Origin of the sequence: Nostoc sp. NMS8 (assembly GCF_017115045.1) — a bacterium.
GTDB lineage: Bacteria > Cyanobacteriota > Cyanobacteriia > Cyanobacteriales > Nostocaceae > Nostoc.
The window spans coordinates 46614-59149 of sequence record NZ_JABXKK010000109.1; the positions used below are offsets into that span (position 1 = coordinate 46614).

The following is a 12536-nucleotide window of genomic DNA, read 5'->3' on the forward strand; positions in this document are numbered from 1 at the left end:
AGTATATATTCTGTTAGTAACAGTAAAAATAATTGCCAACTGCCTTTGTATACTCTTTGTCTAAGTGTATTAATTACGAATTACAAATTATGAATTATTATGTCTGTATTTGACTCTGAACGTCTTCTATTTAACCCCACTACCCAAGATAACAACGCTATTCCCATAATCTTCGCCTTTCCCAACGAGTACAGCGTAGGTATAACTAGTCTCGGCTATCAGGTAGTGTGGGCAACTTTTGCAATGCGTGATGATGTGCAGGTGAGTCGCCTGTTTACCGATATTCACGAACAACTCCCTAGAACACCGGAAATTATGGGATTTTCGATTTCTTGGGAACTGGATTATGTGAATATTTTAAATTTGCTGGAATCTTTAGAAATTCCCATTCGAGGAACCTCTCGTGATGATTCTCATCCGATAATCTTTGGTGGTGGCCCCGTTCTCACTGCGAACCCCGAACCTTTTGCAGATTTTTTTGATGTCGTTTTACTGGGGGATGGCGAAACCCTGTTAGGGAATTTTATTGAGGCTTACAAAGAAGTCAGAAATGCCTCAAGACAAACTCAACTAAAAAGACTTGCACAAATACCAGGAATTTATGTACCCAGTTTATATGAGGTGGAATATCACACCAGAGATGGTGAAGTAAAGTCTATTAAACCAATTTCTCCCGAAATTCCCGCAGTGGTGCAAAAGCAAACTTATCGGGGAAATACGTTATCAGCGTCAACTGTAGTCACCGAAAAAGCAGCATGGGAAAATATTTACATGGTGGAAGTGGTGAGAAGTTGTCCAGAAATGTGCCGCTTTTGTTTGGCGAGTTATCTCACACTGCCTTTTAGAACAGCGAGTCTGGAAGATTCATTAATTCCAGCGATCGCCAAAGGTTTAGAAGTCACAAACAGGTTAGGATTATTAGGAGCTTCAGTTACACAGCATCCAGAGTTTGAGGCGTTGCTAGATTATATTAGTCAGCCAAAATATGATGATGTCCGTCTCAGTATTGCCTCAGTGCGAACTAATACTGTAACAGTCCAGTTAGCCGAAACTTTGACGAAACGAGACACGCGATCGCTTACCATTGCAGTAGAGAGTGGTTCTGAGAAAATCCGGCAAATCGTCAACAAAAAGCTGCATAACGATGAAATTATCCAAGCAGCGATAAATGCCAAAGCTGGCGGATTAAAAAGCTTGAAACTCTACGGAATGGCAGGAATTCCTGGTGAAGAAGCAGAAGATTTAGAGCAAACCGTGGCGATGATGCGTAATATCAAAAAAGCTGCGCCGGGATTGCGCTTAACATACGGATGTAGCACCTTTGTACCCAAAGCACACACACCATTTCAATGGTTTGGGGTGAATCGTCAAGCCGAAAAGCGGTTGCTGTTTTTGCAAAAACAGCTAAAACCCCAGGGAATAGAGTTTCGCCCAGAAAGCTATAATTGGTCGATTATACAGGCTTTGTTATCGAGAGGCGATCGCAGAGTGTCCCAACTTCTCGAACTTACTCGTGACTTTGGCGATTCCTTAGGTAGCTACAAACGTGCTTTCAAACAACTCAAAGGACAAATCCCCGATTTAGATTTCTATGTCCACGCCGAATGGTCAACAGAACAAGTATTACCCTGGAGCCACTTGCAAGGGCCTCTGCCACAGTCTACACTACTAAAGCATTTGGCTGATGCTAAAAGTTATATCAATCCATCCCCAAAAGAATTACAGCCAGTATTGGGGACTAGGGACTAGGGACTGGGGAATAGAAACTAGGAATTAAAAGTTAATACCCAGTACCCAATACCCAATACCCAGTACCCAATACCCAGTACCCATGAATTGATGCAAAACACAGCTGAGTATTACTGCGCCTATTGCGGCGAACCGAACTTAACTTTTATTGATTTGAGTGCTGGAGGACAGCAATCTTACGTTGAAGATTGTCAAGTTTGTTGTAACCCAAATATTTTGTACGTTCGGGTTGACGAAGATACCCTAGATATCGAAATTGATACCGAATCCGAAAGTTGAATTTTAGGTTTTTCTTTCCATGCTGCACTTTAAACATTCCTCAGTAATTAATGCCTTACCAGAAGTAGTTTGGAAATTTCATGAAAGGCCAGATATTTTACAACTGTTAAATCCACCTTGGCAGCCAGTTCAAGTAGTTCGTCGTGAAGGAGGGTTAAACGTGGGTGCTATCACAGAATTTCGCCTGTTTCTCGGCCCACTACCCTTAACTTGGTTAGCGCGTCATACTGAATGCGAAAAATATCGTCTGTTTACCGACGAACAGATATCTGGTCCCTTTGAATCTTGGGTACATCGACATGAATTTGAACCGGAAGCTGGCAAAACTAGGATGACTGATGCCATTTCCTTCTGTATGCCTGGTGGAGGAACAGTTGAATTTGTTAGTGGTTGGTTGGTGCAAGTGCAATTAGAAGCAATGTTTCGCTATCGCCATTATGTGACCAAACGAGAATGTGAGTCACAATAGCAACTTGGGTTAATAGCAAAATTAATTATCCTGATTCTTCAAACCTTGCCGCGAAATCCACTTTATCAAACCAGGAAACAAGCGATACAAAGCTTGTGAGAAATTCGCCGAACCAACCATCACTTTTGACTTTTTATTCTTGACAGCATCCCAGATAGCATTTGCCACATCTTCAGGCTTTTCCACTACCGGAGTTTTCAGCACATTTTCAAGCTGTAGACGGCGAGTTTGAGTATCTTGCTCATCCTTGCCCCGAAAAACTGCTCGTTCCATTAAAGTACTCTTAATTAAATTCGGATAAATCCCACAAACATGAATACCTTTTGGCTGTAGTTCTACTTGTAGGGCTTCCGTTAACCCAGTCACGCCAAACTTACTAGTACAGTAGGGAACTAAGTAAGCACTTGGCACTTTACCACCGATGGAACTTAAATTAACTATAGTTCCACTTCGACGCTGGAGAAAATGAGGCAAAAGGGCATTAATAGTGTGGATATATCCCCATAAATTAGTATCTATAATTTGATGCCAATCACTCAAAGAAAACTGCTCTACTGGCCCCGATGCAAAGATGCCCGCATTGTTTATCAGCACGTCAATATAATCATAATTTTCTAATGCCTTTTGCATTAATGTATTTACCTGAGATGAGTCAGTGACATCGCAAGTAACCGTTAATGGTGCTGCACAGCCAATGCTTTGCACCTCCTGCGCTAAGGTTTCCAAGCCATCAGCACTACGAGCTGCAAGTACCAGGTCATATCCTTGCCGCGCAAATAAAAGAGCCGTTGCTTTGCCAATGCCTTCAGAAGCACCTGTAATCAGTACCGTAGGAGCCATAATTTAAGTTTTAAAAACCTATTTACTGTTTATTAGTTTGGATAATAAAGCTCCAGAAACCTTCTAACTTTCGTTAGATTTTTGATTACATCCAAAATAGTTTTTTAGTGAGATTACAAGTTCTGACTAGCAAGTGTTTCGTAAAAATACCTCTGGTCTATAGGCTAATAAAAGCTATTATTGAACTTTTGTTAGATAAATATTTCTTAAACTCTTTAAAATCTCATTCTTTAGAGTTGCTTCTACTTTGAAACTAGAGATAGATAGCGCTCAATAGGTAAGTTAAGTAATATGAACTAAGTAATTAGCTTCTTAAGGTAACTTAACAATGGCACTTTATCCTAGTGATAAAACTGAGACTGCATACAATGGCAAAGACCGCAATGCTGGTGATCTTGGGCTAACTCCTCAGTCTGAACTTTGGAACGGTCGCTTGGCTATGATCGGTTTTCTAGCTTACTTACTGTGGGATCTCAATGGTTATAGCGTAGTGCGGGACGTACTTCATCTCATTTCCTAAACTCCCCGCTAATTATTGACCATCTTTGTTGGAGGCTGAGATTGTATCCCAAGTATCGAAGATAAGACACTGGTTATAGTAAATACTAACTTTTCCAGTGCCTTTACTTATATCACCTAACCTTCCAACCGAAAACAGTTTTTAGAATAGCAGTTGCTTGTGTAATACTAGTTAAAGTATCTTAATATTTCTACATACTTTTGAGTATTGGCATTGTCCAGTGTAAAACATTGACCACTAACAGATTTTATCGGTTAGTTGTTTTTGTAATAACTATATTTTTGGAATTTTTATCTGAATGCTAGGCGGACTAAAAGCGTGATCCAGTTAGAACAACCACCCAGTCATCAAACAAAACTGACTCCAATAGTGAGAACTAAATCTCAGTTTAAGGGACTTTTCATTGCTATTATCATTGTTACTGCATGGGTTATTAGCTTGAGTTTATTACTTCCCCTTGACATCTCCAAATCAAAACTTTGGGTGCTATTGCCTAGCATAGCTTGGCAAACATTTTTATATACGGGATTATTTATTACATCTCATGATGCTATGCATGGGGTAGTGTTTCCCCAAAACAGCAAAATTAATCATTTTATTGGAACATTGACCCTATCTCTTTATGGTCTTTTACCCTATCAAAAATTATTAAAAAAGCATTGGTTACACCACAACAATCCAGCAACTCAAAGAGATCCCGATTTTCATAATGGTAAACACAAAAATTTCCTTGCTTGGTATCTACATTTTATGAAAGGTTACTGGAGTTGGGGACAAATAATTGCCCTCATGATTATTTATAATTTTGTTAAAAATATACTCCATATCCCCAGTGATAATCTAAATTACTTTTGGGTGTTTCCTTCACTTTTAAGTTCATTCCAATTATTTTATTTTGGTACTTTCCTTCCACATAGCGAACCAAAAGGAGGCTATATTCAGCCTCATTCTGCCCAAACGATTAGCCGTCCAATTTGGTGGTCATTTATCACATGCTATCATTTCGGCTATCACGAGGAACATCACGAATATCCCCATTTTCCTTGGTGGCAGTTACCAGAAATTTATAAAGCAAAATAGCTCTTGTTTATCTAATAAATAAGTGGGCGTGAATAATTAAAGGTTTCAGCCTTTAAAATAAGTCTGGGGCTGCTTACTAAAAGCAAATTTATTCTGCTTATGCCAATTAATGATTCTCGTCTTGTCACCTATAGCCCTGCTTATACAATCGTTCCCACTTACGAGTGCTTTAATCGCTGTAGCTACTGTAACTTTCGCAGCGAACCGGGTAAAAGTCCCTGGATGAGTCTTTCAGATGCAGACAGTATTTTAAAACCACTTCAAAGTGAAAAAGTCTGTGAAATTCTCATACTTAGTGGTGAAGTACATCCCCATTCACCAAAGCGTCAGATGTGGTTTCAGCGGATTTATGATTTGTGTGAATTAGCGCTTTCAATGGGGTTTTTACCACACACAAATGCGGGGCCACTGAGTTTTGAGGAAATGCAAAAGCTCAAGCGTGTAAATGTTTCGATGGGGCTGATGTTGGAACAGTTAACGCCAGCATTGTTAAAGAGTGTACATCGCCACGCACCGAGTAAATTACCAGAAGTTCGTTTACAGCAATTGCAATGGGCGGGAGAGTTACAGATTCCTTTTACAACTGGATTACTGTTGGGAATTGGGGAAACTGTAGATGATTGGTGGGAAACCTTGGAAGCTATATCTGATATGCACCAACGTTACCATCACATTCAAGAAGTTATCCTGCAACCTCATAGTCCAGGATATCAACAAACCTTTGATGCACCACCTTTTGACCCTCATCAGTTACCAGAAGTAATTTGTAGGGCGCGTCAGATTTTACCGCCAGATATTACGATTCAAATTCCGCCAAATTTAATTCCAGATGACCGATGGTTACTCGCTTGTATCGAAGCTGGTGCAAGAGATTTGGGTGGAATTGGGCCAAAAGATGAAGTTAATCCCGATTATCCTCATGTTCAGGAACAGGCATTAAGAGAAATTTTACAGCCTGCGGGGTGGGAATTAGTGCCGCGATCGCCAGTTTATCCGCAATTTGATAGCTGGTTGTCGGGGGAATTACAAACAGCTGTGAAGCGATCGCGGAATACTATGTTATTGGTTTAATAATTTGCTACTAACTTGGGCAAAACTGTACTTAGTTTAGCTTGTGAAGTTGCTCAAGAAGGCGCGATCGCGTCAAAATAAGAGTTAAGACGCTGTAATCTAACTTAACAATGACCATAACGCAGCTTGGGCAAATTTCCCCTCAACCAACACCGCCAAATGAGCAGGAATATGAATATGATTTGGTAATTGTCGGAGGTGGGATTATTGGATTAACTCTAGCCTCTGCTTTAAAAGATTCTGGCTTGAGTGTCTTGCTAATTGAAGCGAAAGTGGCATCAGCGGCGGTAGCCAAGGGACAAGCTTATGCAGTTCACAAACTTTCGTCGCTAATTTATGAAGGTATTGGCGTTTGGGAGAAAATGTTGCCTCAAATCGCTAAATATTGCCGAGTCCGTCTTTCTGATGCCGATTATCCCAATGTGGTGGAATTTACCACAGATGATATAAATACAGCAGAATTGGGTTATGTGGCAGAACACCAAGCGCTATTGCAGCCGTTGCAAGATTTCGTCCAAGATTGCCCAAATGTGACTTATTTCTGTCCGGCGGAAGTGGTAAATACGCAATACCAGCAGAATATAGTCGCCATCGATATAAAAGTTGCCGATCAGCTAAGGACAGTTCGCAGCAAATTAGTTGTCGCAGCAGATGGATCGCGATCGCCAATTCGGCAAGCTGCTGGCATTAAAACTTCCGGCTGGAAATATTGGCAATCTTGCATTGTGGCATTTGTCAAACCAGAAAAACCCCACAATAACACCGCTTACGAGAGATTTTGGTCTAGCGGGCCCTTTGCGATTTTACCTTTACCGGGGAACCGTTGCCGCATTGTCTGGACAGCGCCCCATGAAGAAGCAAAAGCTTTGTGTGCTTTAAATGATGAGCAATTTTTGGCAGAACTAAGCCACCGCTATGGCGATCAGATGGGGAAACTGGAATTACTAGGCGATCGCTTTGTTTTTCAAGTACAACTCATGCAAAGCGATCGCTACGTTCTCCCCCGACTAGCATTAATTGGTGATGCGGCGCACAATTGCCATCCCGTCGGCGGACAAGGTTTAAATTTAGGTATTCGGGATGCAGCGGCTTTGGCGCAAGTAATTCAAGCAGCGCACAAGGCGGGTAAAGATATTGGCGATATTCAGATTCTCAAAGGTTATGAACGCTGGCGCAAGCTAGAGAATCTGACAATTTTAGGTTTCACCGATTTATTAGATCGGATGTTTTCTAATAATTTCTTCCCTGTGGTAGTAGTTCGTCGTCTGGGTTTATGGTTTTTACAGCGAGTACCTGTATTAAAAGTATTTATGCTCAAATTGATGATTGGCTTGAAGGGACGGACTCCAGAATTAGCAAAACGATAAACTCCTTTGGGGAATTCAAATTTGCTTTCGTCTAAATCAAAACACTTAGATACCCGACTTCTCTAATAAGTTGGGTATCTGCTTATTCACCACTGATTTAGGATTGCTATATTTCATAACCGTTTATCTTATATCCAATACCATAAAAGTACACCAATCTAATTATTCTTTTGCCAATAGTAATTATTAGAATTATCAATAGTACTAATTGTTAATTCTTTGCAGAAATAGTATTTACTATAATTTAATACTTGCGACATAACCTGATGCTTTGATAAGTCAAATTAGGAAGAGACTTTCTGATTTGCAAATTTTAAAGTTAACAAGACCATCTTGCTAACTTTAAATTTACTTATCAATGTCATTTAAATATCGCAATCAAATTTGTCACCATTTCATATATAGATTGGGAGTTATCATGGCAAAATATCTACTAGCTTCTGCTGGGGGAGTGTGCTTTTTATGGTTAATTACTGGCTTATCACCAGTACAAGCCCTGCCTAGTTTAGAGATTGAAAATAAAAATGCAGCAATTTCTCAAGATATTGAAAGCCATGAAAAAGTTTATTTTAACAAAAGCAATTTAGCCAATGCTATTTCTGATGAATTACCGATATCTAATGAAAGCCAAAAAAATTTAGAGGTAGATTCTGCTAATAATTCTTTACAGGTAATCACACCACAATCGACAAATTCATCTCAAGCATCAGACAAACTTGCACAAGTAACATCCGTATCCCAATTGTCTGATGTACAGCCGACAGATTGGGCTTTTCAAGCACTACAATCTTTAGTTGAGCGCTATGGTTGTATCGCAGGTTATCCCAATGAAACCTATCGCGGTAATCGAGCGATGACTCGCTATGAATTTGCGGCTGGCTTAAATGCTTGTTTATCTCGAATCAATGAACTAATTACGACATCAACTGCTGATTTGGTCAAAAAAGAGGATTTAGCCAAGTTACAGAAACTACAAGAACAATTTGCTGCGGAATTGGTAACATTACGGGGTCGAGTAGATGCTGTAGAAGAACGTGCAGCAAAACTAGAAGCAAATCAGTTTTCTACTACTACCAAACTTAATGGTGAGGCAATTATTGCTGGTATTGGTGCTACTGGCGGCGCTCCCAATCAGAGCGATCCGAACTTCATGCTAGTAAATAGAGTGCGGTTAAATCTCACCACTAGCTTTACTGGTAAAGATTCATTAATTACTGGATTGCAAGCCTATAACTTTTTGGGTGGAACCGATGGACAGGGTAGCTTACAACAAAGTTTAGGATTAGCTTCACCGCTTTTAAGTGCAAGTAGCGCTCGTACCAGTTTTGAGCCGCAATTTCCGGGGATAAATGTCAATACTTTGTCGGGTGTTGGCGCAAACAGCGTTCAGCTTTACAAATTGCTGTATATTTTTCCCGTCGCTAATAAATTAACCTTGTTTGCGGGAACTGCGGCGGAAACATCAGATGCTTTCCCAGCAATTACGCCTTTTTATGGTGAAGGACAAGAATCAATTTCTCGTTTTGGCAACTTGAATCCTGTACTACGGGTTTCTGGTGGAACTTCGGGTACTGGTTTAGCATCGGCGGCAGGATTTATTTTTAATATTTCGCCAAATTTGGATTTAAGAGCTTTATACGGCAGTGTAAATGCCAATTTACCCGAAAAATCTGCGACTGAGGCAGTACCAGGAGTTTCTACTACACCTTTGGGAGCAGGTTTATTTAGTGGTAGTAGTATTATTGCCACACAGTTAACCTTCAAGCCAAGTGCCGCTCTGGATATTGGTTTAAACTATGCCCACAGTTATCACGAAATCAATATTTTGGCTACAGGATTAGTTAGTAGTGATATCGGTGCTTTAGCAGGGGTTGCAACTGGAACACCGCTCACACTCAACTCTGTTGGTGGTACGGTAACATGGCGATTATCTCCCAAGATAGCCTTATCTGGCTACGGTGCAGCAATATTTGCTGATGCTGCTTCTAATACCGTGGATGCTTCCACCACCTTTACAAGTTGGATGGCGGGAATTCACTTCAAAGATTTATTCAAGTCAGGGAACACTGCTGGAATTCTTTTTGGTCAACCCCTTTTCCGTACTGATGCTAGTGGTTCGGCTCAACTTGGTGAAAATCGAGCTACTCCTTACCATTTGGAAGGGTATTATCGCGTGAAACTCAGCGATAATATCAGCATCACCCCTGGTGCTTTTATTCTATTTAACCCAGAAGGTGACAGCAGAAACGAAACAACAACTGTAGGTGTACTTCGTACTACTTTTACCTTTTAACATGAGCAGCAAAGTAGTACAAACTTACCTTTTTTGGCTGTGTTTTAATACTTTTTAAATTTGCAAAAAGTTAGCGATCGCTTGTGGTAATGGCAGAATGATTACAATCAATAAAGCCATTGCCAGTAATCCCAAAACGTCACGTTGGTTATCCAATTCAGTGACATCATTCAGTGCCGGTTCATCAATCAACGGCATAAATAATAAGATAATCGCCCACACCAAAAATTCTTCTCGTACTAAAGCCAGTAATAGCAACAACATCCGAGCAATTTGACCAATTACGAGAGCAGTTCTTTGTCCAAACATCGCATGGACAATATGACCGCCATCCAGTTGTCCTACAGGCATTAAATTTAACGCTGTGACAATTAGTCCCAGAAAACCTGCGACTGCAACTGGATGCAAGTCAAGGGCTGATTTTGCTGTTAACTGACTTCCCAAAGCTAACTTCGAGAGTATCGCCAGTAAAATTGAATACTTAGGATTCAGGGCATCAGGATTCAAAAGTCGGGTTTTTTCATTCAGGGAAACTATATCAGAATGAGCCAAGCCCCATATTAGTAATGGCAAGGTAACAATAAAACCTGCAAATGGCCCAGCAATACTAATATCAAATAAAGCTTTACGGTTGGGAATGGGACTACGCATCTGAATAAATGCACCAAAAGTTCCCAAAAAGAAAGGCACGGGAATAAAGTAAGGCAAGGTCGAGCGAATCTTGTAAAATCTCGCTGTCAAATAATGCCCAAGTTCGTGAATGCCCAAAATAGTCATCAATCCTAAAGCATAAGGTAATCCTTTGAATAGGACATTTGGGTTAGATAGAACTGTGAACAGAGAGCTAATATTCCATATAGGCGGCAGAGTAACACCAGCAATTTCCACACCGACCAAGGTAGTAGTTAGTAAAGTAGCTACGAGTAGTAAAAGTGCTAATCCTGGTCGAGTTAAGCGTTCTTGGTCGCGTCGTGGTGTATTTCTTTCTTTAGCAGCTTGAACGTTAGGAACCAGCACAAAGAAAGGTTTATCATTTAGACCTTCTTGAAAGATTAGCAAGAAGCGATCGCCAAATTGTGCTTCAATATTAGTCTTAATCTGCTGGTAAGCATTGCTGGCTTTAGTTCGCAACTGACCACGGCAAATGACAGATTGGGGTCGATACTCAATATTTTGAACGTAGTATACAGACCAAGGAAAACAATTTCGTAGTAGGGTTTCTTCTATTGGTTCAATGGGACGCACTATTGGTTCTGGGGTAGGCTGGATAGTCGGCTGCAATTCTGAGGCTTGGGGTTGGGCTTCGGTCTGTGTATCTCTTGGTACTTGACGCCCCCATTGAAACAACATCCAGTACAACACTGTGCAAACAAATATTGACCAGATGATCAGCCCTGGCGGTGGCGGTTGTTTCGCACCGTAGAACAGTGTCCATCCACTCAACAGAAATGCTGGTGTCATTAAAACCAGCCACAACAACCATACTGGTGTTCGGGTGATGTGAGCGACGCTGTGCTGCACCATTAGATAAGTAGCTAGCCCCAGCAGGAGGATAAACAGAAACCAAAATGCCATATTATCTTCAGTAATTTTGACAAAACGCCCCACCAGTAGCTTCAGCACCATAGCATTAACTACAAGGCAGACCTCAAATCCCAATTTTTTTCATAAAGGTTAACAGGGGATTGGGGACTGGGTATTGGGTATTGGGAACTGGGTATTTGGGACTGGGTATTGGGTATTGGGAAAGAAATTCTTTTAAGATTTGGTTGGTATACCAATCTCCATTCAAGTCTTACCCAGTCCCCAGTCCCCAGTCTCCAATACCCAATCTCCAGTTCAATTCTTGAGAATTTCCACACTGTAACCAGATTGTCCACAACTCCCAGTTTCGGTTCTTTGATTATGTGCCCTTTACCTCAACAACCAAGTCATACAACTAAGCCACCACGGGCTGTCTTCCTTGACGAAGTTCCTAGCGGAAGTTCTCTGCAATCGGACTTCACACAAGAGAGCATTTTTGCTTTTCCACCCAATCGGGACACATTAGGGGGAACCTCTTATCTTATTGTAAGAAATGAAGGCAATATCCTCATAGATTGCCCTGCCCTAGAGCAAACAAATCAAGATTTTTTGCAAACTCATGGAGGCGTGCGTTGGTTATTTCTCACCCATCGAGGCGCAATTGGCAAGACTGCTGAATTTCAGCAAACCTTTGGCTGCGAGGTGCTGGTTCAAGAGCAAGAAGCTTATTTATTACCAGGCTTAACAGTAACTACCTTTAGGCAAGAATTTACTCTTGATGCAGCAACACAAGTGATTTGGACACCAGGTCACTCTCCCGGCTCATCTTGTCTCTACTATAGTGAACTTGGAGGCATATTGTTTTCTGGTCGACACTTAGTTCCTAATCATCAGGGTGGAGCAGTACCATTACGGACAGCTAAGACCTTTCACTGGCCAAGACAAATTCAAAGTCTTCAATTATTGTTAAAAAGTTTTACACCAGAAACTCTGCGGTACATTTGTCCTGGAGCTAATACAGGCTTTCTCAGAGGCAAGCGAGTCATCGATCAAGCTTATCAACGCCTGGCCTCTTTGGATTTATCAACTTTGCTGCGACAGACTCTTTAAACTCAGGATTAATAAGTAATAAGTAATAAGTAAAAAGATAATCCCCATAAATAAATTTAGTGGATTTAATAAGGACATATTATTTCTCTCTACGAGACGCCAAAGGCGAACGTGCTATGCATCTCGAAATAAATGTTTTTATTTCGTTACATAAATAAATTTAGGGGCTTGTAACCATTTTTTCTTATTCTCTCTTTAGCCTTTTAACTTTTTACTTTTGCCTTGTTCGGTCAC

The 12536-nt window shown here is 40.7% G+C and carries 11 protein-coding genes; 9 read left to right on the plus strand and 2 right to left on the minus strand.

Going from position 1 to position 12536, the window contains the following annotated elements; genetic code table 11:
• Positions 1 to 93 precede the first annotated feature (93 nt).
• From HWQ39_RS29340 to HWQ39_RS29350, 3 genes are all read left to right on the plus strand, one after another.
• A complete protein-coding gene (locus HWQ39_RS29340) occupies positions 94 to 1749 on the plus strand; it encodes a radical SAM protein (RefSeq protein ID WP_292853331.1) in 1656 nt (551 codons plus the stop codon).
• Positions 1750 to 1839: 90 nt separating this feature from the next.
• Positions 1840 to 2028, plus strand: a complete 189-nt coding sequence (locus HWQ39_RS29345) for a CPXCG motif-containing cysteine-rich protein (protein ID WP_012411100.1) — start codon at positions 1840 to 1842, stop codon at positions 2026 to 2028.
• A gap of 19 nt (positions 2029 to 2047) precedes the next feature.
• Positions 2048 to 2497 (plus strand): SRPBCC family protein, encoded by a 450-nt coding sequence (locus tag HWQ39_RS29350; protein ID WP_292853269.1) that lies wholly within the window; start codon positions 2048 to 2050, stop codon positions 2495 to 2497.
• A 21-nt stretch (positions 2498 to 2518) separates the two neighbouring features.
• Here the strand turns inward: HWQ39_RS29350 and HWQ39_RS29355 are convergent, their stop codons facing one another.
• A complete protein-coding gene (locus HWQ39_RS29355; RefSeq protein WP_292853271.1) occupies positions 2519 to 3337 on the minus strand; it encodes an SDR family oxidoreductase in 819 nt (272 codons plus the stop codon).
• Between the two features lie 328 nt (positions 3338 to 3665).
• Here HWQ39_RS29355 and HWQ39_RS29360 point away from each other — a divergent pair, with 328 nt between their 5' ends.
• The 5 genes from HWQ39_RS29360 to HWQ39_RS29380 all read left to right on the plus strand — a co-directional run bounded on the left by HWQ39_RS29360 (position 3666) and on the right by HWQ39_RS29380 (position 9668).
• Entirely contained in the window at positions 3666 to 3857 is a 192-nt protein-coding gene (locus HWQ39_RS29360) for a chlorophyll a/b-binding protein (RefSeq protein ID WP_292853273.1), read from the plus strand.
• Between the two features lie 318 nt (positions 3858 to 4175).
• Entirely contained in the window at positions 4176 to 4937 is a 762-nt protein-coding gene (gene crtW, locus HWQ39_RS29365; protein WP_292853275.1) for a beta-carotene ketolase CrtW, read from the plus strand.
• Positions 4938 to 5036: 99 nt separating this feature from the next.
• The gene (cofG, locus tag HWQ39_RS29370; RefSeq protein WP_292853277.1) at positions 5037 to 6008 is read left to right on the plus strand and encodes a 7,8-didemethyl-8-hydroxy-5-deazariboflavin synthase subunit CofG; all 972 of its coding nucleotides are present in this window, start codon (positions 5037 to 5039) and stop codon (positions 6006 to 6008) included.
• Between the two features lie 110 nt (positions 6009 to 6118).
• Positions 6119 to 7375: an FAD-dependent hydroxylase gene (locus HWQ39_RS29375; protein WP_292853279.1), complete on the plus strand. Its 1257-nt coding sequence runs from the start codon at positions 6119 to 6121 to the stop codon at positions 7373 to 7375.
• A 418-nt stretch (positions 7376 to 7793) separates the two neighbouring features.
• Positions 7794 to 9668 (plus strand): iron uptake porin, encoded by a 1875-nt coding sequence (locus tag HWQ39_RS29380; protein WP_292853281.1) that lies wholly within the window; start codon positions 7794 to 7796, stop codon positions 9666 to 9668.
• Positions 9669 to 9722: 54 nt separating this feature from the next.
• On the opposite strand, the gene HWQ39_RS29385 is transcribed toward HWQ39_RS29380, so the two are convergent.
• Positions 9723 to 11243: a site-2 protease family protein gene (locus HWQ39_RS29385; protein ID WP_292853333.1), complete on the minus strand. Its 1521-nt coding sequence runs from the start codon at positions 11241 to 11243 to the stop codon at positions 9723 to 9725.
• A 330-nt stretch (positions 11244 to 11573) separates the two neighbouring features.
• Here HWQ39_RS29385 and HWQ39_RS29390 point away from each other — a divergent pair, with 330 nt between their 5' ends.
• On the plus strand, positions 11574 to 12302 hold the full coding sequence (locus HWQ39_RS29390) for an MBL fold metallo-hydrolase (protein ID WP_292853283.1): 729 nt from the start codon (positions 11574 to 11576) through the stop codon (positions 12300 to 12302).
• The last annotated feature ends 234 nt before the right edge of the window (positions 12303 to 12536 follow it).